Raw genomic sequence first — 22,795 nt, 5'->3', positions numbered from 1 at the left:
TTTCGTGACCGAGCGCTTCGCGAGCTGGTCGAGCGTTTCCCGAGCCGACTGGGCGTCTGCCGAGCCGGCCGGGCGCTTCCCCGCCGGTCGAGCGGAGTCGAGACCTTCAAGAAAGTGATGCAATGAGCGACGAATCCGATCTGTCACCGTTGAACGGCGACGGTGCCGGCGACCGGATCGACCCGGTCGACCTCGGCCAGGAGATGCAGAACTCCTACATCGACTACGCGATGAGCGTCATCGTCGGCCGTGCCCTGCCGGAGGTCCGCGACGGCCTCAAGCCGGTGCACCGTCGACTGCTGTACGCGTCGTTCGACGCGGGTTTCCGGCCGGACCGCGGTTATGTGAAGTCGGCGCGCCCCGTCTCGGAGACGATGGGCAACTATCACCCGCACGGCGACAGCTCGATCTACGATGCGCTGGTCCGCCTGGCGCAGCCGTGGTCGATGCGCTATCCGCTGATCGACGGCCAGGGCAACTTCGGTTCGCGCGGCAACGACGGTGCGGCCGCCATGCGTTACACCGAGGCCCGCCTCACCCCGCTGGCCATGGAGATGCTGCGCGACATCACCGAGGAGACCGTCGACTTCATCCCGAACTACGACGGCAAGACGCAGGAGCCGACGGTGCTGCCCTCGCGTGTGCCGAACCTGCTGATCAACGGTTCGGGCGGCATCGCCGTCGGTATGGCCACGAACATTCCGCCGCACAATCTCCGCGAGGTCGCCGACGCCGTCTTCTGGGCGTTGGAGAACCCGGACGCCGACGAGGAGACGACTCTCGCCGCGTGTATGGACGCCGTGAAGGGGCCGGACTTCCCGACGGCGGGGCTCATCGTCGGCACCCAGGGCATCAAGGACGCCTACATGACCGGACGCGGCAGCATCCGCATGCGCAGCGTCGTCGAGATCGAGGAGAACAAGGGCACCACCACGCTGGTGGTGACCGAACTCCCGTTCCAGGTGAACCCGGACAACCTGATCGGTTCGATCGCCGAGCAGGTCAACGACGGCAAGCTCAAAGGCATCAGCAAGATCGACGACGAGTCGTCCGATCGTGCTGGCATGCGCATCGTCATCACGCTGCGTCGCGACGCCGTGGCCCGCGTGGTGCTGAACAACTTGTACAAGCACAGCCAGCTGCAGACCAACTTCGGCGCCAACATGCTCTCGATCGTCGATGGCGTGCCGCGCACCTTGCGCCTGGATCAGATGATCCGCTTCTACGTCGCGCACCAGATCGACGTGATCGTCCGACGCACCCGCTACCGGCTGCGCAAGGCCGAGGAGCGCGCGCACATCCTGCGCGGTCTGGTCAAGGCGCTCGACGCCCTCGACGAGGTCATCGCGTTGATCCGTGCGTCGGCGAACACCGAGGCCGCACGGAGCGGCCTGATGGATCTGCTCGACATCGATGAGCTCCAGGCCGACGCCATCCTGGCGATGCAGCTGCGTCGCCTGTCGGCTCTGGAACGCCAGAAGATCATCGACGAGTTGGACGAGATCGAGCGCGAGATCGCCGACCTGAAGGACATCCTGGAGCGTCCGGAGCGGCAGCGCGCCATCGTCCGCGACGAGCTGAAGGAGGTCGTCGACAAGTACGGCGACGACCGCCGCACCAAGATCATCGCCGCCGAAGGCGATGTGAACGACGAGGACCTGATCGCCCGCGAGGACGTCGTCGTCACGATCACCGAGACCGGCTACGCCAAGCGCACCAAGACCGACCTGTACCGCAGCCAGAAGCGCGGCGGCAAGGGCGTCCAGGGCGCAGGGCTCAAGCAGGACGACATCGTCGCGCACTTCTTCGTCTCCAGCACGCACGACTGGCTGCTCTTCTTCACCACGAAGGGTCGCGTGTACCGGGCCAAGGCGTACGAGCTGCCAGAGGCGAATCGCACCGCGCGCGGCCAGCACGTGGCGAACCTCCTGGCGTTCCAGCCGGAGGAGAAGATCGCGCAGGTCATCCGGATCTCCGGGTACAACGACGCCGACTATCTGGTGCTGGCGACCCGCAACGGTCTGGTCAAGAAGTCGCGGCTGGATGCGTTCGACTCGAACCGCTCCGGCGGCATCGCGGCGATCAACCTGCGCGGCGAGGACGAACTCGTCGGCGCCCAGCTGTGCAGCGGCGCCGACGATCTGCTGCTGGTCTCGAAGAAGGGTCAGTCGATCCGGTTCACCGCCGACGACGAGACGCTCCGTCCGATGGGTCGTCAGACCTCCGGTGTGCAGGGCATGCGCTTCAACGACGACGATCAGCTGCTCTCGCTCAACGTCGTCCAGGACGACACGTTCCTGCTGGTCGCGACGTCCGGCGGCTATGCGAAGCGGACCGACATCGCCGAGTACACGGCGCAGGGACGCGGTGGCAAGGGCGTGCTGACGATTCAGCACGATCCCAAGCGCGGTGACCTGGTGGGCGCGCTGATCGTCGACCTCGACTCCGAGGTGTACGCGATCACGTCGAGCGGCGGCGTGATCCGCACGTTGGCCAAGCAGGTCCGCAAGGCCGGACGGCAGACCAAGGGCGTGCGCCTGATGAATCTGTCCGACGGCGACACGCTGCTCGCCATCGCACGCAACGCCGATGAGCCGGAAGAGGGCGCGGCAGACGCCGAATGACGGCGTGAAGCGTTTAGGGTGGGTGTCATCATCCGTCCAGTGAGGATCCGCTTGTGAGCACACCTGACGACCAGAACGTCGACCGCACGAACGTCGAACGCGGCCAGGTCGTTCCGCCGTGGAAGCGCGGCGAGAAGACCTCGTCGACCGGCCTGACCGCCGGCGATATGGCGAAGGCCGCGGGCGTGGACACCGGCAGCAGACCGGCTGCCGGTCCCGCGCCACGCGGCGGTGCTCCGGCGGGAGCGTCTCGGCCGACCGTCTCGTCGTCGACGGCGAGTACGGGCGGGGGCGGACAGGCGGGGCCGCAGAGCGGCCCGCTGGCACCCGTGCAGGGACCGATCGCTCCCGGCTCGACCGCTTCGCCGACGCAGCCGCCGTCGGGGCCGAAGAACGTCCCGGCCGGTGCGCCGAAGCCGCCGCAGGGGGCGGCGCAGGGGCAGGGCAAGCCGGGGCAGCAGCCGCAGGCCAAGCCCGCCGTGAATGCGCCCGTACCGGGTCCGCAGAGCAAGCCGTCGCCCGCGGCCGACGGGAGCGGTGTCGAGACGTCCAAGTTCGTCGAGTCGGACACGCGTAACATTCCGCGGAACGAGTTGGCCAAGAAGGACGAGCTGCCCGACCTCGACGCCATCCACCACGTGGAGGCGTCGAAGGAGGCCGCCTCCGCGGCCCGCGCGCAGAGCCAGACGATCCCGTCGCGGTCGGTCGGCGTCCCACTGCGTGCCGCGGTGCAGGTCCGTCGCGTCGACCCGTGGTCGGTGTTCAAGGTGACCGGTGTGCTCTCGATCGTCGGGTTCTTCATCTGGATGATCGCGATCGCCGTCCTGTACGCGGTCCTGGCGGGTATGGGACTCTGGGACCAGATCAACAACTCGTTCGCCAGCGTCGTCGAAGGCGACAGCGGCGGTGCTCTGATCAGCACCGGTATGGTGTTCGGCTTCTCCGCTGGATTCGGTGTGGTGGCGGCCGTCCTGCTGACCGGCCTGGCGACGATCTCCGCGTACATCTACAACGTGTGCGCGGACATGGTCGGCGGCGTCGAAGTGACGTTGGCCGATCTCGACTGAACACGACGTCCGGCGACGCTCCCTCCCGAATCGGGTGAGGGAGCGTCGTCGTTTCGCTGTCGATCGGGCTTGGCCTTCTGCCGTCCGCGCCCCCTCCGGTGGTCGAGCGGAGTCGAGATCCCGCCTCCCCACCCGATACCCTCTGAGCAGCCGTTTTGTAAGTTTCCGACTCGTCGGGTAATGTTCCATCTCGGTTCAAGGGCCTATAGCTCAGGCGGTTAGAGCGCTTCGCTGATAACGAAGAGGTCGGAGGTTCAAGTCCTCCTAGGCCCACCATGAACTCCCTTTCCGACCTCGGTCGGAGTCCGGGGCCTTAGCTCAGTTGGTAGAGCGCCGCCTTTGCAAGGCGGATGTCAGGAGTTCGAATCTCCTAGGCTCCACAAGATAAACATCAGGTCAACGCCTATCCGATATTCACTGGGTGGGCGTTGACTGGGTTTGAAGGCCAAAGTATGTACGACCCGGGTGCGTCTAGGGCAGGTGTAGCCGGTAGTGCTTGGGATGCATCAGGGCCTGCGGGTCGTGTGGTGTAACTGTTTAAGAGCCACTCGGCGGCGTTGCCGGCGGGTGTCCGCGGTGGGTGCACGACAAGATTTCAGATCGACCGTATCCGGGTTGGTGCGAATCGTCGTCGGGCCGGTGTGGTTGCGCGAGCTGCCAGCCCGCGCACGGCGACGTCGTGGTTGGCACAGTAGAGATCGTTGTCTGTCGTTCGTCGTCGCTCAGTCTTGATCAACTCACTCAGCACAGTCGCGGGCGGTGACCGCGACGCCGTCAGCGTGGGTCGAAGTCACTAACACATCGATCGCCGAGGTGACATCTGGATCAGCTATCAAGCTGTCAATCATGCTGTCTTCCAACGCCATAACCGCGACCGCCTTTCGGAAGGGCTACGCAGTCACTCTGACACTGTCGCCACCGCTTGTGCTGGTCCTCAGCTCTACATTCTGCTGCCCGACTGACCGCTGCGCCGCAGACTCTGGGTAGATCTCGTCGTCGTAACCAGGTCGAACGCCTGACACCAGGACTACGTGGCGACCCGCCGCACTACCCGGGTAGTGCGCGCAAGCCGTGAACACGTAGCCCATTACGTATGTGTTCTACGCCATCACAGCGACAAATGTGTAAGACTAGTCACGCACAGATTGAAGCGGGCGTTCGATTCAATCTGCGATCCGAGTCAATCAGAGAGAGGGTGAGTCAGGTTATGACTGCAACCGTTCCCGAGATGCCCGACATGATGTCGGAGGAATTTGCACGAGATCCGCACAAGTACTACAAGATCATGCGCGACCACTACCCGGTCGTGTACCACGAGGCGAGCGGGTACTACTTCCTCAGCCGCTTCGAGGACGTCGCCAACGCTTACCGGGATTCCGAGGCGTTCAGCAACGAGAACTATGGCTTCCAGATGGAGCCGGTGATCGGCCGCACGGTGATCCAGATGGGCGGACGTGAGCACGTGGTCCACCGTCAATTGGTCGCCCCGACACTGCGCGGCAGCTACCTGCAGGAACTGATTCCGCAAGTCGACGAGATCGCCACCCAGATGATCGACGAGATCGAGCCCGGCGAGTCGGTGGATCTCGTAGAGGGCTTCACCAGGTGGTTCCCGATCAACGTGATCGTCCGGATGCTCGACCTCCCCAAGGAGGATATTCCGAGGTTCCACGACTGGTACTCGTCGTTGATGGCCTTCCTGGGTAACCTGACCCAGGACCCGGACATCCACGCCTGGGGCATGCGGACGCAGAAGGAATTCCCCGCCTACATGCTCCCGCTGATCGCTGAGCGCCGGAAGAACCCCGGCGACGATTTCATCTCGCGTCTCTTCGATGCCGAGGTCGACGGCGAGAAGTACACCGACGAGCAGATCAAATCGTTGGTGGGGCTGCTGTTGATCGCGGGTGGCGAGACCACCGACAAGGCCATCGCCAGCACACTCAAACATCTGCTGCAGCGGCCCGACCAGCTTGAGGCCGTCAAGAAGGATCCCAGCTTGGCGACTAAGGCGCTCGTCGAGAACCTGCGCTACCACCCGCCGGTGCAGATCATCCTGCGCACCGCCGTCAACGACATCGAGGTGTCCGGCACGAAGATTCCCGCCGGCAGCGTGATCGGGCTGGTCAACGGCGCGGCCAACCGTGATGAGCGCCGCTACCCGGACCCGGACACGTTCGATATCTACCGCGACGACATCCCGATCAAGGGCGCCTTCGGCGGCTCCGCTGATCACATCGCGTTCGCTCTCGGCAGGCACTTCTGTGTCGGCTCGCTGCTGGCGAAGCGGGAGAGCGAGACCGCTGTCACCCAGCTGCTCGAGAAGTTCCCCAACATTCGATTCGCCGACGGCTATGAGCCCGAAGACGAGGGCATGTTCACTCGCGGTCCCAAGGACCTTCTGGTCAATCTCACATGATCGCCCCGGCCCCGGCCGCGCAGCCGATCGATGCAACGAATCTGACAAACACGGAGTAGGAATATGACTACCCCCCATTACCGAATGATCATCGGTGGCACGGAGATCGACTCCGACGACCGGTACGAACTTGTCAACCCGGCTACCGAAGATGTGATCGCCTCCGCAGCGAAGGGTGACGCGAGCCATGTCGACGCTGCGGTGGCCGAGGCCAAGAAGACCTTCGAGGCCGGCATATGGCGGAATCTGCCGACTGCCGAGCGTGCCGCGGTCTTCGATCGGGCCGCCGACCTGCTGGAGACCCGCGCCGACGAGATGGTCCGGCTCACCACTATGGAAGACGGCACCACTGTCCGGCTGGCCAACGTCTTCTCGGTGATTATGCCGTCTGGCAACCTGCGATACTTCGCCGACGAGTTGCGCCGCTACAACCCGGACTCCCCGGGTGAGCTGGTCGGCCCGCCGTACCAGGCCGGCAAGGTTCGCCGCGAGCCGCTCGGTGTCTGTGCCGCGATCACACCGTGGAACTTCCCGGTCGCCCTGGGCGCCTGGAAGGTCCTGCCGGCGCTGGCGATGGGCAACTCGGTGGTCCTCAAGCCGGACGAGAAGACCCCGATCACCTCGCTGATCCTCGCTGAGATTCTCAGCGAGGCAGGCCTGCCCGACGGTGTGTTCAACGTTGTCACCGGCGACGGCGAGACCGTCGGCGCCCGGCTTTCGGCTCACCCGGACGTCCGGAAGATCGCCTTTACCGGCTCCACCGAGGTCGGTAAGAAGATCGTCGAGAGCAGTGTCGGCAATCTCAAGCGAGTTACCCTCGAACTCGGCGGTAAGGGCGCGAACGTCGTGCTCGAAGACGCCGATATCCGGACTGCCGTCGATGGCTCGATCTGGGCTTTTCTCATGCACTCTGGCCAGGCCTGCGAGTCGGGCACCCGGCTGTTGTTGCCGTCGTCCATCCACGACGAGTTCGTCGAGCGATTGATCGAGCGGCTCAAGACCATCGTGATCGGCGACCCGAGTGACCCGGCCACCGACATCGGCCCGCTGATCAGTGCTGGCCAGCGTGATCGGGTCCTCAAGTACCTTGACATCGCCAAGCAAGAGGGTGCGACCATCGCCTACGGCGGCGGCGTTCCGGCAGGCGACATCTTCACCAAGGGCTTCTGGGTGGAGCCGACGGTTCTCACCGGCGTCACTAATGACATGACCGTCGCCCGCGAAGAGGTATTCGGTCCGGTGCTCGCGGTGATCCGCTACGACTCGGTTGATGAAGCGATCAAGATCGCCAACGACTCCGAGTACGGTCTCTCGGCGGGCGTGTGGAGCGAGGACCTCGCCACAGCTGTCAGCGTCGCCGAGCAGCTCGAGTCCGGGTCGGTGTGGATCAACGACTGGCACATGATCAACCAGGTCTATCCGTTCGGCGGCTTCAAACAGAGCGGTCAGGGCCGGGAACTGGGCCGCGACGCCTTCAGCGCATACACCCAACAAAAGTCGATCCAGGTCGGCGTGGAAAAGAAGCTCGAGAACCGCGCCTACGCGATGGTGCTCTCGACGCCTCCAGACAACTGACGACCGGGACCTCGGCGTCACGCCAATGTGACCGTCGAACCTGGTGCACCGCCTGCAACTGAATGTCACGCCGGTGCGCTCGGCACCGCATCCCAAGAAAGGAACACCGTAGATATGAAGACCAAAGCAGCAGTTCTGTACGAAGCCGGCAAGCCCTTCGAGATCGAGGAGCTTGAGGTGGTCGCTCCGGGCGATCGCGAAGTACTCGTCCGCTACGACTATTCCGGCTTGTGTCACTCCGACCTCCACATGGTGAAGGGCCACCTGCCATTCCGTGCGCCGATGGTCTTCGGCCACGAGGCGGCGGGCGAGGTCCTCGAAGTAGGCTCCAAGGTGACCAACGTAATGCCGGGCGACCACTTCGTCGCCTCATTCTTCCCGGTCTGCGGTCGCTGCCGGTGGTGCGTGTCCGGTAATTCGCGACTGTGCGACATGGGTGCGAACGGCCTCGACGGTTTCCTTCCCGGCGGAAAGTTCCCGTTCCGCGGCGCCAAGGGCGAAGAGGTCGGTGCCATGATGTCGGTCGGTACCTTCAGCCAGTACGCCACCGTCCATGAGGATTCGCTCATCAAGGTTGAGGACGACATGCCGCTGGACAAGGCGGCCCTGGTGGGCTGTGGCGTTCCGACGGGCTGGGGTTCGGCGGTCAACGAGGCCAACGTGCGAGCCGGTGACACCGTGGTGGTCTACGGAATCGGCGGTCTGGGTATCAATGCCATCCAGGGTGCCCATTTCGCCGGCGCAAAGAACCTGATCGCCGTCGACCCCGTGGAGTTCAAGCGCGACAGCGCCAAGAAGTTCGGTGCGACCCACACGGCTGCGACCGCCGAGGAGGCCCAGCGCATCGTCACCGAGGTGACCCGCGGTGTGGGCGCCGACAGTACGATCATCACCATCAACTCGCTCACCGCCGAGTCGGTCTCGAATGCCGCGGAGGCCACCTCCAAAGGCGGGACCGTGGTGGTGGTGTCGATGGGCGAGTATGCCGACGCCACCATCCAGCTGTCGGGGGTCCAGTTGGCGCTCTGGAGTAAGCGGATCCAGGGCGCGCTCTATGGAGGCTGCAACCCGGTCTACGACATTCCAAAATTGCTGGGTCTGTACAAGAGTGGCCACCTCAAGCTCGACGAGTTGATCACTTCGACGTACTCGCTCGAAGAGGTCAACAAGGGCTACGAGGATCTCGAGGCAGGCAGGAACTTGCGTGGTGTGATCGTGCACGAGCACTGATCCGCGCAGGCAGACCGCAATAGCGAGGGAAGGACTTGAGATGACATTCGTGGTTTCGGGCGCCTGTGTCGACGTGATGGATAAGAGCTGCGTGAAGGCTTGTCCGGTCGACTGCATCTACGAGGGATCCAGAAAGCTGTACGTCAACCCCGAGGAGTGCATAGATTGCGGTGCCTGTGAGCCGGAATGCCCGGTCGAGGCCATCACGCAGGAGTTCGACGTGGCCGAGGGCGAGGAGGCACACATCGCGGACGGGAAAGCCTTCTTCGATGAGGTTCTGCCCGGGCGGGACGAACCGCTCGGCTACGTCGGAGGGGCCCGTCGGATCGGCCCGATCGGTGTCGACACAGCGCTCGTTGCGGGCCTGCCTGCGAAGGAGTAGCGGCCGGCGGCGGCGAGTGCGTGTATCGCGCCGCCCCGGGTCGCGCCGCCCGACGGCGGGAAACACAGATCGAGGAGAAGAACGGAAATGGACAAGGCGCGTGTCGCGGTGATCGGGGCAGGTCCCGGCGGGCTCTTCGCCGCTGAGGAGCTCAGCCGAGCAAGCAAGGTTGCTGTCGAAGTAGATCTGTTCGACCGGCTGCCCACCCCCTACGGACTGGTGCGGTACGGGGTCGCCCCCGACCACCCGAGAATCAAATCGGTGATTCGCGGATTCGAGGGCATCCTGGAGAATCCGACGGTGCGCTTTCTCGGCCACGTCGAATACGGCTCGGACATCGACCTTGACTGGCTGAGCCGCCACTACGATGCCGTGGTCTTCTCCACTGGTGCGGCCAACGCCCGGAAGATGGGGATCGCGGGTGAAGAGTTCGACGGGAGCATCGCGGCGACGCAACTCGTCTCCTGGTACTCCGGCCACCCCGACAGCAGCTTCGAACCGCGGTTGTCCGGCAGCGCCGTCGCCGTGGTCGGCGCGGGCAACGTAGCCCTGGATGTCACCCGCATCCTGACCAAGTCCGTCGACGAGCTGGCGGCCACCGACATGCCCGACGAGGTGCTTGCGGTGCTACGCGGGAGCGGCGTCCGCGAGGTGCACGTCGTCTGCCGACGCGGTCCCGAGCACGCCAAGTTCACCACCAAGGAGCTTCGCGAGCTGCGCGACCTCGACGAGGTCGACGTGATCATCGACCCAGCCGATCTGAGTCGGATCGACGAGACGGACTTGCCGCGTGCGACCATCGCGAACCTGAAGGTATTCCGGGAGATGGCCCACGCCGTGCGCCGTCCCGACCATAAGACGGTGCACCTGCACTTCTGGCGGAAACCGGTGGAGATAACTGGAGAGACGCAGGTGACAGGCCTGCGCGTCGAGCGGACCGTTCCGGATGCCGATGGTGCGGTGATCGGCACCGGCGAGCGAGAGCACCTGCCGGTACAGCTGGTGATCCGGTCGGTCGGCTATCGCAGCGATCCGCTGCCGGAACTGCCCTTCGATTCGCACCGCGGCGTGGTTCCCAATCGCGACGGCCGTGTGCTGGACACCGGCGGAAAGGTGATCCCTTTCACCTATGTCGCTGGCTGGCTCAAACGCGGGCCGTCCGGCGTGATCGGTACCAATCGCATGTGCTCGGAGCAGACCGTTGAGCAGATCGTCGACGATCTTGCTGCCGCCGAGCCGCGCAGATCCGCGGACGCGGTGACAGTGAATCAGAGCCTGCGCGAACGGACGGTCTGCGTCGTCGATTACGAGGGATGGCGACGCATCAATGCCACCGAAATCGAACGCGGATCTCAGAGTGGACGGGAGCGGGTCAAAGTCACCGACTGGCCGTCGCTGCGTGCCGTCGGCGTAGGGGTCCCGCAGTGACCACCGAACCGAATTCGCGCGTGACCGATGGCCAGATGCTTGCCGTGCAGTTCGACGAACCGGGCGGCCTCGACGTGCTACGGGTCCGCGAGATCGCCCGACCGGTCCCTGGCGCGGATGAGGTCATCGTGGCATTCGAGGCATCTGTGATCAACCCGGCTGATGTGAAGATCCGCAGCGGTCAGATCCCGGTTCGTGGTGGCTCCCTTCCGGTGACCCTGGGCTACGACCTCGTCGGCCGCATCGCTGCGGTCGGTGTGGACGTCACTGGTCTCGAGGTGGGCACCCGAGTGGCGGCGATGTCGGCGCTGGCGATCACCGGGGTCGGGGCCTGGTCTGAGTACGTTCGACTGTCGGCCGCCTCGGTGGCCCCGGCTCCCGGTGAGCCGGAGCCGGCGGTGCTCGCCCAGTTGCCACTCGCGGGCCTCACCGCGTGGCAGGGCATCGATGCGCTGAAGCTGCAGGCCGGAGACGAGGTCCTCGTCACTGGTGCGGCCGGGGCGGTCGGGAAGCTCGCTGTCCAGGTTCTGCTCGGTCGCGGACACCCGGTCCGGGCGCTGATCCGTGACACGACACAGGTCGGACAGGTGCCCGCCGGGGTACAGGTTGAAACCGACACCCCGGACGCCGGCAGCGTGGACGCGATCCTGGACACGGCCGGCATCGATGCGTCGACGGCGCTCCGGTCCGGCGGTCGGCACATCACCGTGGTACCGGGCAGCGCGGCCGAGGCTGCGAAGCTGATCATCACCCGAGAATCCGGAGAGATGCTCGCCGACCTGCTCGACATGGTCGCGCGCGGCGAGCTGCGTCTGGATCCGACGGTCAGATTCGGGCTACGCGATGTCCGCGCCGCCCACGAACGACTCACCCAGGAACGACTCGCCAAGATCAGGGGCGGCCGGATCGCCTTGGTGAGCCGACCTATCCATTCTCCAGTCCACAGCCCGCAGTGCGCGGACACTAACTGAAAGGAAGTCAACGTGATCTCCATCGAGGTCAGTGCCCAGTGTCAAGGGCACGGAGTCTGCTATCTGAACCATCCGGACCTATTCGAGCCCAATGATCAGTCATTCAGCGAGCCGATCGCGACGGTCGTCTCCGACGAGCACGCCGTCGATCTGCGGCGAGCGATCGCCAGCTGCCCGAACATGGCGATCTCCATGCATCCTGTGACCGTGCCGAACACCGGTACTGAGGGAGGGCGATGACTATGGCGCGGACGCGACTGCAATGCCCGTGCGGCGAACACCTCGTCGGCGCTGACGAAGACGACCTTGTCGACAAGGCCAGAAGCCACCTCGCTGAACGTCACTCCGGGCTCGATTACGGGCGCGATGAGATTCTGATCATGGCGTACTGACGTCGCACCGGAGGCTCAGCGGGCAAAGCAATAGCGATTCGAATGAATCGTTCTACCGATTCATAATTGAGGAGAAATAGTGATCGACGCACAGAACGCTCATTTCGGTGGCGCTGCGTGGTCTCTGGAAGAACAAGCGAGATTCGTTGACCAGGGTGACTGGCGCGAGGTCACCTTCCTTGACGACTTCCTGGCTCAGGTGCAGGCGAAGCCCGAACACACGGCCATCGTGACCTCTCGGCGCGGCGCAGCGCCGGAGTCGCTGGATTACGGTGAGCTCGGCCGGCGGGTCGACCGGTACGCCGCCGCGCTGCTCGGCCTCGGGGTGCAGCGCGGCGACGTGGTCACAATCCAGGTCGCCAACGGGTGGGAGGGCCCGGCGCTTGCGCTGGCCACAATGCGCGTCGGGGGGGTCCCCAACCCGATCCCGATCATCTACCGCGAACACGAACTGTCATTCATGGTGCGCCACGCTCGGTCCAAGGTTCTCGTCGTTCCTGACATCTTCCGCGGCTATGACTACGCGGCCATGGGTTCGAGGCTCAAGGCCGACATCGATGCTCTCGAGAACGTCTTCGTTGTCGGCGACCATGGGAGGCATCCGGGGCTGCGCTCTTTTGCCGAGCTCGACGAACTCGGCCGGACGGTACTCGACGAGACAGTCGCGCAAGAGCTCGAACATCGTCGGCCCGCGCCGACAGACATGGCGATGCTGGTATTCACCTCCGGCACCACCGGTACTCCCAAGGCCACTGTCCACTCGTACAACACCGCGTGGTGCGGGTACCAGCGCGTGATCGTTATGGCCCTCGGGCTCACCGGCGACGACGTCGCATTCATGGCGTCGACGATCGGCCACTTGACGGGCTTCATTCACGGCATGCTGGTCCCGTTGTCGACCGGGCAGAAGGTGGTATATCAGGACATCTGGGATGCGGAGGAGATGCTGCAGCTGATCGAGGCTGAGGGTATAACCTGGACATTGTCGGCTACCACGTTTGCACTCGACATGCTCGACGTCGCCAAGCGCACGAACCTACGTGGCGTCAAACTGCGGGCCTTCGCCTGCGGTGGCGCGGCGATCCCGCCACCGCTGGCCCGAGCGATGTGGGACGTCTTCGACTGCAGCTTGGTCTCGCTGTGGGGCTGCTCGGAGACCGGGATCGCCTCAATCCACGAGTTCGGCGCCTCTGTAGATACTCTCGCCGCCAGCGACGGATTCCAGACACCGTGGTACGACCTGCGCATCGTCGATGCGACCGGCACGCCTGTCGAGCCTGGCGAGGTGGGCAAGCTGCAGGTGCGCGGACCGGCCATCTTCCTCGGCTACCTTCGGCAGCCGGAGCAGACGGCAGCCGCGTTCACCGAAGACGGCTGGTTCGACACCGGCGACCTCGGGCGTATCACGCCCGACGGCGGGATCCGGGTCGCCGGACGCACCAAGGACATCATCGTGCGCGGTGGCCAGAACATCTCCGCCCAAGAGGTGGAGAATGCGCTCTTCGGTCACCCCAAGGTTCAAGAGGTAGCGGTGGTGCCCTACCCGGACGAACGGCTCGGCGAGAAGGTCTGCGCCGTGGTTGTTCCGAACGGCGAGCCGCCCGAACTGGCCGAGCTGGTCGCACACGTCGAACAGGTGGGCCTGGCTAAGCCGATGTGGCCCCAGCGCCTCGAGATCGTCGACGCCATGCCGCGTACCCCGTCAGGCAAGATTCAGAAGTTCGTACTCACCGAGAAGATGTCCGCGCCGGCCGAGCCCGGAAGGGGCCGTTCGTGACGGCCACCGGCGGCGTGACCATCGTGACCGGAGCTAGCTCTGGTCTCGGTGCCGGGATGGCGGGGGAACTCGCCAGGCGCGGGTATCCGCTGGCGCTGTTCGCCCGGCGCACCGACCGGCTCGGGGCACTTTCGGTCGAACTGACCGCTCAGACCGGCACCGATGTGCGGGCTGACGCCCTGGACGTCACTGACCACGATGCGATCTTCGCCCGTTTCCGGGACGCGGCCGAGCAGCGTGGCGGACTGGCGCGCGTCGTGGTGAACGCGGGTATTGGTAAGGGCGCACGGATAGGCTCCGGTAGGTTCGCCGCCAACCGCGACACCCTGGCCACCAACGTGATCGGGGCCCTCGCGCAGATGGAAGCCGCGATGGAGATCTTCTATCAGCAGGGTGCCGGGCATCTGGTGCTGATGTCGTCGGTCACCTCCGGCCGCGGTCTGCCCGGGCCGATGAACGCCTACGCCGCCGGTAAGGCCGCGGTCACCCGGCTCGCCGACGGCATCAGGCTCGACGTAGCCCAAAAGGGTGTGCCAATCACCGTCACCAGCCTGCACCCGGGATACATCGAATCGGAAATGCAGGACCGAACCGGTCGGCGGCACAGGCTGCTCGTCGACGCCGACACCGGGGCTCGGGCCCTGGTCGACGCCATCGAACGGGGCCGCAACACCGAATGCGTTCCGCGCTGGCCGTGGACCGGATACCGGCAGCTGGTGAACCACGCGCCGCGGCAACTCCTCACTCGCATCCTCTAAGAAAGACGACTTCCATGACTGACTACGTGAGCATCGAACGGGCCGGCGCCACAGCGGTGGTGACCATCGACAACCCGCCGGTCAACGCGTTGCATCCGGACGTCGCTGATGCGATCGCGTCGGCGGTGTCGACGGTGGACAAGGACACGGATTACCGCTCGATGATCCTCACGGGCAAGGGCCGGTGCTTTGTGGCGGGCGGCGACATCAAATATTTCACCAGTATCGACCGACGGGGCGCCGCTGAGATGGCGCTGCGAGTTCAGGAGATGCAGGAGAGGATCTTCTCGCTGCGCGTCCCGGTGATCGCGGCGTTGAACGGGCACGCGCTCGGCGGCGGCCTGGAACTGCTGCTGTCCTGTGACTTCACGATGGCCTCCAGTGCAGCGAAGATCGGGATGACCGAGGTGAGTCTTGGGCTGATCCCTGGTGCCGGCGGCACCCAGATGCTGTTCACCGCGCTGCCGGCAGGCACCGCCAAGAGGCTGCTCTTCACCGGTGACCGACTCACCGCCGAGGAGGCGCAGCGAATTGGGCTGATCGATTCGGTGCACGAACCAGATCAGCTTCTCGCTGCGGCGCTGACGGTCTGCGAACGGATCAACAAGTCTGGACCGCTGGCCGTGGAAGCGGCCAAACGGTCCGCGAACTATCGACTACGGCACTCGCTGGACGAAGGGCACCGGCGCGAGGTGGAGATCTTCTCGGCCCTGTTCGACACGGAGGATCACCGTGAGGGCATCACCGCCTTCCTTGAAGGCCGGGTCCCGGCGTACCGGCGCCGGTGACCACCGGTGCTGTTGACCTCAAGCCCACACAGATCGCGAACAAGATCGACCGCGAATACGGCCGGCAACGGTCGGAACAGGAGAACACGATGGTGACAGTCGACGAAACACAGACGCCACGGGTGGCAGTGGTGGCCGGCGGAGCGGGGGGATTGGGGCGCGCGGTGTGCCGGCGCCTCGTCGCCGACGGATGGGCCGTGGGCGTCTTCGACATCGACGCGGACGCCACCGCGGCTACTGTCACTGAACTGTGCGAGCTGGGCGGCCAGGCCTCCGGCTACCCTGGTGACCTGACCGACCGCGAGTTCGTCGCCGGCGCCGCCCGCGACATCACCGAGCAGTTCGAGGCGCCGACAGCACTGGTGACGCTGGCCGGCGCGGTTCGCAACGCCGTGCTATCGAAGATCACGGACGAGGACTTCTCGCTGGTACTCGACACGCACCTACGCAGCACCCTGCTCTGTCTGCAGATCTTCGCCCCGGCGATGAAGAAGGCCGGTCACGGCAAGGTCGTCACGACCAGTTCGGTGGCTGCACGCGGCACCGTCGCCGGCATCAGCTACGGAGCGGCCAAAGGTGGGATCGAGGCGCTGACCCGATCGGCGGCGATTGAACTCGCCCCGTTCGGGGTGACGGTGAACTGCGTGGCGCCCGGCGTTGTCGCTACCGGGATGTTCCTGAACACCCCCGAAGAGTTCCGGGACGCGCAGCTCGCCTCGATCCCGATGAAGCGAGCGGCCGAACCGGACGAGATCGCCGACTGTGTGAGCTTCCTGACGTCGCCGGAATCGTCGTACGTGACCGGGCAGACGCTGACCGTGTGCGGCGGCTTGTCGGTCGGTCCGCTCAAATAGGGTTCTACTGAAACTCAGTAGCCGCCACGGCCGTGCCCGGGAAACCCACCGCCACGGTGTCGTGGCGTGCCCATTGGGCCTAAGCCTCGATCCACCGATGAGTCGGGGTGTTCAGCGGGTGTCCTGACGCAGAGATGCCCCTCTGACCGGGAAGAATAGAGCTTGTCTAAGGTCCTATTCGCCCAGCCAGAGAGGCATCTCGTAGATGCAATTCAAGCACGCTCCCGCCGCGGTGTCGGCAGTGTTCGATGACCCGAATGTCGTGTCGGCGGTCGGCCTGGTCCCGATGCTGCGACTCGCGCGGGCCGCGGGGCTCGTTTCGCTGTCGCAGGCCCGGTTGACGGTGCCGACGGACAAGGGCTCCAACGCCGGCGGCAAGGTGATGGCGTTGGTGGCGGGGATGCTCGCCGGGGCGGACTCGATCGACGACATGAACCTGCTCCGCCACGGCGGAATGGGCCGGTTGTTCGCGAGGACCTACGCGCCGTCGACGCTGGGATCGTTCCTGCGCGCGTTCACCTTCGGACATGTCCGCCAACTCGACGCCATCGCCTCCCGGGTGCTTCAGAGCCTCGTTTCGACGGCGCCGCTGCTGCACGCGCACGGCGATGAGCAGGTGATGGTGGATCTGGACGACACCATCATCGAAGTCCACGGGTATCAAAAGCAGGGCGCCTCGTTCGGGTACTCCGGCGTCCGCGGCCTGAACGCACTCCTCGCCACGGCATCGACGACCTCGTCGGCGCCGGTGATCCTCGCCCAGCGGTTGCGGCAGGGCAAGATCGGGTCCCCGAAAGGCGCCGCGCGGATCGTCGGCGACGCCCTCGCCACCCTCCGCCGCTCGAACCCCGGCAGCGGTGCCAGGCCGTTGCTGCGCGCGGACTCCGCGTTCTACGGCCACGCCACCATCGGCACCGCGATCAGCGCTGGCGCGGACGTGTCGGTCACGGTGCGGATGGATCCGGCGGTGAAAGCCGCGATCGCTACCATCCCCGATGACGCATGGGAGATGATCGAGTACACCGACGCGATCCGTGACGAGACCACCGGGCAACTGATCTCGAAGGCCGAGGTCGCCGAGATCCCGTTCACTGCGTTCCGCTCGAGGAAGAAGGCGGAGCAAATCGCGGGGCGGCTCGTGGTGCGCCGGATCCCTGACCTGAACCCGAACAAGGTGGAGCAGCCGACACTGTTCGACACCTGGCGGCACCACGCGTTCTTCACCACCACCGACAAGAACGTCACGGACACCGTTGCCGCGGACAAGACCCACCGCGGCCACGCGATCATCGAGCAAGTCCACGCCGACCTGAAGAACGGGCCACTCGCGCACCTGCCCTCCGGGGTGTTCACCGCGAACAGCGCCTGGCTCGTCCTCGCCGTGATCACGTTCAACCTCACCCGCACGGCCGGGGTCATCGCCGACCGCGCCGGACGACTCGCGAGAGCCACGACCGCGACCATCCGCCGCACCCTCATCCACATTCCCGCACGCCTGGCACGCTCCGCGCGCCGGGTCACGTTGCACCTGCCCGAGGCCTGGCCCTGGCAGACCGCCTTCGCACGACTGTTCGCCGTCACGCACGCACCACCACCGGCAACGGCCAGCTGACCACCGCCGCAACCCGCGGCACGACCGAGACCCAGTGGACGACCGGGATGCGACGCCCGGAACCCAGCCCTGCCCCCGCTACCTCACCAGGCGGCGATCACACCGACCCCGCCCACCCAGGACTCATCGGTGGATCGAGGCTAAGTGACGATCACGCTGTGGTCTGCACAATTCGCACGGCTGCGGTCGTAGCGCGGCGAAAGGCGACCGCATAGTCCGTAGGGTCGGTTTCCGACGGCCCGGACACACGAACTGGTGCGTTCACCGCGTCGGCTGATATGAGTCAGATCGACTGCCGTGGCAGGTCGGCACCCTGATCAACACGAGCATCGCCAACAACGTGGGCTCAGCAGCGGTCGTCTGCCAGCGTTCGATCCTGCACGCTACCGAGTCAGTGGAGCTTCAAACAACGGTCCGACTCAGCGCTCGTCGGACCCTACCATCCTGCGGGCGAGCGCGACGTAGCGTTCGCTGATCACCTCGAGGCCGAGAGGCCCTTCGGGGTCGTACCACCGGGAGATCGCGGTGAGCATCGCCATGAGCGAAGCACTGGTGGTGGTGACGTCGATCGGAGAGAAGACGCCGTCGGCGGCACCATGTTCGAGGATGTCATGGAGGTGTTGGTCGAACCGGTCGCGTAACCGCTGATACTCCTCGTTTCGCTCCTGGGAGAGCGACCGGGTCTCGATACTCGCGATGAACGTCTCCTTGCGCCGCGTAACATGCCATTTGACCAGGACCTCGACGAAGACGTCGAGCTGCACGGCGGGACCGTCGTCGGCGGCCGCCTCCAGGCTGGTGTCCAGATCATCGACGATCTCCTCCAGTAGATCAGTCAGGACCCGGAACAGCAGCTCCTCCTTGCTGGAGAAGTGATAGTAGAGTGCGCTGGAGGTGAGCCCCGCGGCTTCGGCGAGCTGGCGGGTGTTCATCCCGTCGTAGCCGATCTCGTATAGCAGATCGATCCCGGCGGCACGTATTCTCGGCCAGGTGGATTCGCGGGTCGAACCGACCGTTCTTACCATCGTGTTTCCCTCGTCTCGACCGTGAGTGTCTTCTGCATCGTCTCAAAGGCCGTCGGCGGTGAGCCGTGGCGGGTAGGTCAACTGCACGTCCACCGGTTCGGAGACGAACCATCGCGTCACCTCACGCCGGCGGATCAGCCAGCGGCCGTTCCGGCACGAATAGACGTCATCGTAACTTGCGGCAACAAGGCAGGGACGGTCGTCGGCGGTCACACAGACGGCGAACGAATCGCTCATTCCGGTAGCCTCGTCGGCGGACTGGAACTCGATGAGGTGATTGGTGGTCCAGTGGCGGGTCGAGACATAGGCCTGGGCCACGAAGTCCAGGGCGGTGCGCAGCTCGTCGGGCCCCTGGAAGCGACCGGAACGTCGGCCGACAAGATACTCGCCGTCGGTCGTCCAGATAGGCAGGAAGACGTCGAGGTCGCGGCGGTCGATCCCGACGCAGTATCGGGCGCCGAGTTCGACGATCACTGCGCGATCTGCAGTTCGGCCGTCGGGTGTGGTCATGACCGCACCGCCGGATCCGAGGCTGCAGCCTTCTGTGGTGTCGGGGATGGATGTTCCTGTATCGCGTTCTCGAAGCGAGTTAGCTGCCGATCCCGTTTAGCCAGCCAGCTGCGGCTCTGCAGGGGGAGTAGTTCGTAGCGTTCTCCGTCCTCGACGTAGCCGAGCTCGTTTGCGGCGGAGTACGGCCAGGCCGGTTCGGCCAGCGCCTGCCGGCCCAGTGCGACCAGATCTGCCGACCCTCCCGCGATGATCTGGTCGGCGTGCTGGGGATCCATAACCATGCCGACGGCCACGGTCGCAAGCCCGGTCTCCTGGCGAATGGTGTGGGCGTAGTCGACCTGATATCCGGGACCGATGGGGCGCTCATAGCTGCCACCGATACCGCCCGACGAGCAGTCGATGACGTCGACACCGAGCTCTCCCAGCCGCCGGGCGATCGCGATGGAGTCCTGGAGGCTCAGGCCGGCGGTGTCACTGTCGACCACTGACAGGCGTACGAACAGTGGGCGGTCTGCGGGCCAGACGGCGCGCACAGCGGCCACGACCGCCGCCGGGAACCGCATCCGGTTCTCAAAGGACCCGCCGTACTCGTCGATGCGGGTGTTGCTCAACGGCGAGAGAAAGCCGTGCAGCAGATAGCCGTGCGCGCCATGGATCTCCAGGACGTCGAATCCGACCGCGGCCGCCCGCTGCGCGGCCGTGACCCACTGGTCGACTTGCGCCTGCAAGTCGGTTGCGGTGAGCGCACGCGGCTGCTGCCAGCGGGGGGCGTGCGGTTGATCCGTCACCGACTGGATGGGCCAGCGGGTGTGCTCGTCGTGGTCCTCGGGATCTTCCCACGGCGCGAGGGTCGCGGCTTTGGCGCCGGCATGACCGAGCTGGATTCCAACGGCCGCACCGTGGTCATGCACCAGGTTGACGATCCGGCGTAGTGGCGCGATCTGATGATCGCCCCACAGCCCCAGATCACCATGTGTCAGTCGACCTTCAGGAGAGATCGCGGTGGCCTCGGTCATCACCAGCCCGAAGCCGCCCATCGCGAAGCGGCCAAGGTGCACCAGGTGATAGTCCGTGGCGATGCCGTCGACGGCCGAGTACTGACACATTGGCGAGACCGCAGTTCGATTTCGCAGGGTCACCGAGCGTGACGTCCATGGGTCGAACAGGCGTGGCGATGGTTTCGGGGACACAGTTCTCCTCCCGGCGACCGGGTGATCGGCGGCCGAAGCGCCAAGAAATTGAATCGATCGGTTGATTCAATTACCATAACTGTTGGTCATTTCTCCGTCAACTATTCGGACGCCCCAAGACGACCCGCGGCTATTGCTTCCGAGGCGGCCGCGATGTATGAATGAATCGTCCGTTCGATTAATAGGAGTCAATCGTGAAACTGTCTGTAGTTCACATCAACGCTGAGCGAGGGTCCGGCCCGTACGCTGAGTTGGTCAACGAAGTGTTCAACTCCGTCAAGAGGCCGGACACCGAGATCGAGCACCGGTTTGCCAAGCTCAAGCGGGCGACCGACACCGTGTTCGGGTACCCGTACATGCTCAACGCCGTCGATGTGGTCAACAACATCGTCGACGCCGGCCGCGGCGGCGCCGATGGATGCATGGTCGCCTGTTCCGGAGATCCCGGGATCATCGAAGCCCGCACCGTGGTCGATGTGCCGGTGGTCGGACCGTGGGAGGCCTCGCTGCACCTGGCCACCATGTACGGCTACCGTTTCGGCGTGGTGACGGTCGAAGACCCGGCCTGGGTCGAGACCTGCCACAGCCTCGTCGTGAAGTCCGGGCTGATCGATCGATGTGTCGGGGTGCAGCCGATCTCGATCCCTTCGGCGGAGGCCTTCACGGAGGGCTTCGCCAACCCGGACCGCGTGGTCGCCGAGATCGACAAGCAGGCGCGTGCGTTGGTGGACCGCGGTGCCAGTGCCATATGCATCGGCAGCGCTGGCCTGAGCACCATCGCCTCCGCCGGCGGCCTCAAGAAGCTGTCTGGACTTGATGTCCCGGTCTTCGACACCCTGGTCGTCGGTCTCAAGACGCTTGAGATGCGGGTCGACCTGAGCCGTCGATTCGGACTCCCGCCCACCGCTCGCAGCGGCTACACCACCCGACTGCCCGACGCCGACATCGATCGGGTGCGGGAACTGTTCGGGCTCTGACCCCCGACCCGATCCTTCAAGAAAGTAGACCACTATGAAATTTGACTCCAGCGCCCTCGCGATGCTGACCGACGAAGAGCGCCAATGGCAGGACTCCGTGCAGCGGTACATGGACAAGAACGTGCGCCCGATCGTGGCCGACATGGAGAAGGCCGGCAGGCCGCCGGCCGAGCTCCTAGAGGACATGGGCAAGCAGGGGCTGCTCGGCTCCTTCGCACCGGAAGAGTACGGCGGAGGCGGCGGATCACTGATGACCCGCGCGATCTTGGCTGAGGAGACAGCGCGCGTCGACGCCGGCCTGGACGCTACGCTCTTCGTCAACATCAGTCTGGTGGCCCGGCACCTGATCAAGCGCGGGACCGAGGAGCAGAAGCAGAAGTACCTGGTTCCTCTGATCAACGGAACCTCCAGCGCGTCGATCTGCCTGACCGAATCGCACGGTGGCTCCAACGCGCTCAGTCCCAAGACCGTCGCGAGCAAGCATGGCGACGAGTGGGTGATCAACGGCTCCAAGACGTTCATCACCAATGCGCCGATCGCCGACTTCTTCCTGGTGTTCGCGCGGACCAGTGGTGAGGACCGGCGCGCACGCGGCGGTACCTGCTTCATCGTCGATCGGGATGCCGAGGGGCTCTCGACGGGCAAGCCCTTCGATAAGCTGTCACTGCGCAGCTCGCCGACCGGCGAGGTCTTCTTCAACGAGGTCAGGGTCCGCGACGACCAGATCCTCGGCAAGGTGGACGAAGGCTTCTATTACATGCTCGAAGGTCTCGACCTGGAACGTGTCTTCGAGGGTGCCTCCAACACCGGCATCGGCCAGGCCTGTCTGGATCTGGCCACCTCGTACTCACAGGAGCGCGAGGTGTTCGGACAGCAGCTGTCCGAGTACCAGATGACGCAGGACAAGATCGCCAGGATCGCCACGGGCGTCGAGATGAGCCGGGTGATGTTCTACCACCTGGTGCGGGCGCTCGAACGCGGCGAAGAAGTGACCCGGGCGGCATCGATTCTCAAGCTTTACAGCTCGGAGGCGGCCGTCGAGGCCTCCCGCGAAGTGGTTCAGATCCTTGGCGGATACGGCCTGATGGAGGAGTACCCGGCGGCTCGGCTGTACCGGGACGCCAAGCACCACGAGATAGGTGCGGGCACCAGCGAGATTCAGAAGATCATCATCGCCCGCGAGACCTACAAGACGGCTCCCGCGGGCCTCTGAAGG

Annotated in this window: 19 protein-coding genes and 2 tRNA genes; 18 read left to right on the top strand and 3 right to left on the bottom strand. The window is 65.1% G+C overall.

Going from position 1 to position 22,795, the window contains the following annotated elements; genetic code table 11:
* Positions 1 to 122: 122 nt before the first annotated feature.
* From gyrA to BKA16_RS03180, 16 genes are all read left to right on the top strand, one after another.
* On the top strand, positions 123 to 2,624 hold the full coding sequence (gyrA, locus tag BKA16_RS03260; RefSeq protein WP_183369328.1) for a DNA gyrase subunit A: 2,502 nt from the start codon (positions 123 to 125) through the stop codon (positions 2,622 to 2,624).
* Between the two features lie 53 nt (positions 2,625 to 2,677).
* A complete protein-coding gene (locus tag BKA16_RS03255; protein ID WP_183369327.1) occupies positions 2,678 to 3,691 on the top strand; it encodes a DUF3566 domain-containing protein in 1,014 nt (337 codons plus the stop codon).
* A gap of 199 nt (positions 3,692 to 3,890) precedes the next feature.
* Positions 3,891 to 3,967, top strand: a tRNA-Ile gene (locus BKA16_RS03250).
* A 31-nt stretch (positions 3,968 to 3,998) separates the two neighbouring features.
* A tRNA-Ala gene (locus BKA16_RS03245) sits at positions 3,999 to 4,071 on the top strand.
* Between the two features lie 827 nt (positions 4,072 to 4,898).
* Complete coding sequence (locus tag BKA16_RS03240) at positions 4,899 to 6,110, top strand: cytochrome P450 (protein ID WP_183369326.1); 1,212 nt, start codon at positions 4,899 to 4,901, stop codon at positions 6,108 to 6,110.
* 63 nt (positions 6,111 to 6,173) lie between these two features.
* Positions 6,174 to 7,685, top strand: a complete 1,512-nt coding sequence (locus tag BKA16_RS03235) for an aldehyde dehydrogenase family protein (RefSeq protein WP_183369325.1) — start codon at positions 6,174 to 6,176, stop codon at positions 7,683 to 7,685.
* A gap of 114 nt (positions 7,686 to 7,799) precedes the next feature.
* Entirely contained in the window at positions 7,800 to 8,915 is a 1,116-nt protein-coding gene (locus BKA16_RS03230) for a Zn-dependent alcohol dehydrogenase (RefSeq protein WP_183369324.1), read from the top strand.
* 40 nt (positions 8,916 to 8,955) lie between these two features.
* Positions 8,956 to 9,297: a ferredoxin gene (gene fdxA / locus BKA16_RS03225; RefSeq protein WP_183369323.1), complete on the top strand. Its 342-nt coding sequence runs from the start codon at positions 8,956 to 8,958 to the stop codon at positions 9,295 to 9,297.
* An 87-nt stretch (positions 9,298 to 9,384) separates the two neighbouring features.
* Positions 9,385 to 10,725: an FAD-dependent oxidoreductase gene (locus BKA16_RS03220; protein ID WP_183369322.1), complete on the top strand. Its 1,341-nt coding sequence runs from the start codon at positions 9,385 to 9,387 to the stop codon at positions 10,723 to 10,725.
* A 20-nt stretch (positions 10,726 to 10,745) separates the two neighbouring features.
* A complete protein-coding gene (locus tag BKA16_RS03215; RefSeq protein ID WP_183369321.1) occupies positions 10,746 to 11,696 on the top strand; it encodes an alcohol dehydrogenase catalytic domain-containing protein in 951 nt (316 codons plus the stop codon).
* A 12-nt stretch (positions 11,697 to 11,708) separates the two neighbouring features.
* Positions 11,709 to 11,936 carry a ferredoxin gene (locus BKA16_RS24250; RefSeq protein ID WP_183369320.1) on the top strand — a complete coding sequence of 76 codons (228 nt, stop codon included), beginning with the start codon at positions 11,709 to 11,711 and terminating at the stop codon, positions 11,934 to 11,936.
* A 231-nt stretch (positions 11,937 to 12,167) separates the two neighbouring features.
* The gene (locus BKA16_RS03200; protein ID WP_221246730.1) at positions 12,168 to 13,865 is read left to right on the top strand and encodes an AMP-binding protein; all 1,698 of its coding nucleotides are present in this window, start codon (positions 12,168 to 12,170) and stop codon (positions 13,863 to 13,865) included.
* Complete coding sequence (locus BKA16_RS03195; protein WP_343067261.1) at positions 13,862 to 14,623, top strand: SDR family oxidoreductase; 762 nt, start codon at positions 13,862 to 13,864, stop codon at positions 14,621 to 14,623. The genes BKA16_RS03200 and BKA16_RS03195 overlap by 4 nt, the downstream gene beginning before the upstream one ends.
* Positions 14,542 to 15,411 carry an enoyl-CoA hydratase/isomerase family protein gene (locus tag BKA16_RS03190; RefSeq protein ID WP_343067260.1) on the top strand — a complete coding sequence of 290 codons (870 nt, stop codon included), beginning with the start codon at positions 14,542 to 14,544 and terminating at the stop codon, positions 15,409 to 15,411. The genes BKA16_RS03195 and BKA16_RS03190 overlap by 82 nt, the downstream gene beginning before the upstream one ends.
* 89 nt (positions 15,412 to 15,500) lie before the next feature.
* Positions 15,501 to 16,265 carry an SDR family NAD(P)-dependent oxidoreductase gene (locus tag BKA16_RS03185; RefSeq protein ID WP_183369318.1) on the top strand — a complete coding sequence of 255 codons (765 nt, stop codon included), beginning with the start codon at positions 15,501 to 15,503 and terminating at the stop codon, positions 16,263 to 16,265.
* A gap of 205 nt (positions 16,266 to 16,470) precedes the next feature.
* Positions 16,471 to 17,877, top strand: coding sequence for an IS1380 family transposase (locus tag BKA16_RS03180; RefSeq protein ID WP_183368742.1), 1,407 nt, complete (start codon positions 16,471 to 16,473; stop codon positions 17,875 to 17,877).
* A 419-nt stretch (positions 17,878 to 18,296) separates the two neighbouring features.
* Here the strand turns inward: BKA16_RS03180 and BKA16_RS03175 are convergent, their stop codons facing one another.
* From BKA16_RS03175 to BKA16_RS03165, 3 genes are read right to left on the bottom strand one after another with little or no spacing between them, the layout of a single operon-like run.
* Positions 18,297 to 18,902 (bottom strand): TetR/AcrR family transcriptional regulator, encoded by a 606-nt coding sequence (locus BKA16_RS03175; RefSeq protein WP_221246725.1) that lies wholly within the window; start codon positions 18,900 to 18,902, stop codon positions 18,297 to 18,299.
* Between the two features lie 42 nt (positions 18,903 to 18,944).
* Positions 18,945 to 19,412: a nuclear transport factor 2 family protein gene (locus BKA16_RS03170; protein ID WP_183369317.1), complete on the bottom strand. Its 468-nt coding sequence runs from the start codon at positions 19,410 to 19,412 to the stop codon at positions 18,945 to 18,947.
* A complete protein-coding gene (locus BKA16_RS03165; RefSeq protein ID WP_183369316.1) occupies positions 19,409 to 20,602 on the bottom strand; it encodes an oxidoreductase in 1,194 nt (397 codons plus the stop codon). The genes BKA16_RS03170 and BKA16_RS03165 overlap by 4 nt, the downstream gene beginning before the upstream one ends.
* 194 nt (positions 20,603 to 20,796) lie before the next feature.
* On the opposite strand from BKA16_RS03165, the gene BKA16_RS03160 reads away from it, so the two are divergent.
* Together BKA16_RS03160 and BKA16_RS03155 are read left to right on the top strand one after the other, a co-directional pair.
* The gene (locus BKA16_RS03160) at positions 20,797 to 21,579 is read left to right on the top strand and encodes an aspartate/glutamate racemase family protein (protein ID WP_183369315.1); all 783 of its coding nucleotides are present in this window, start codon (positions 20,797 to 20,799) and stop codon (positions 21,577 to 21,579) included.
* A 34-nt stretch (positions 21,580 to 21,613) separates the two neighbouring features.
* Positions 21,614 to 22,792, top strand: a complete 1,179-nt coding sequence (locus BKA16_RS03155) for an acyl-CoA dehydrogenase family protein (RefSeq protein ID WP_183369314.1) — start codon at positions 21,614 to 21,616, stop codon at positions 22,790 to 22,792.
* Positions 22,793 to 22,795 lie beyond the last annotated feature (3 nt).

Source organism: Gordonia humi (genome assembly GCF_014197435.1).
GTDB lineage: Bacteria > Actinomycetota > Actinomycetes > Mycobacteriales > Mycobacteriaceae > Gordonia > Gordonia humi.
This window is presented reverse-complemented; position numbering and strand designations above follow the sequence as displayed.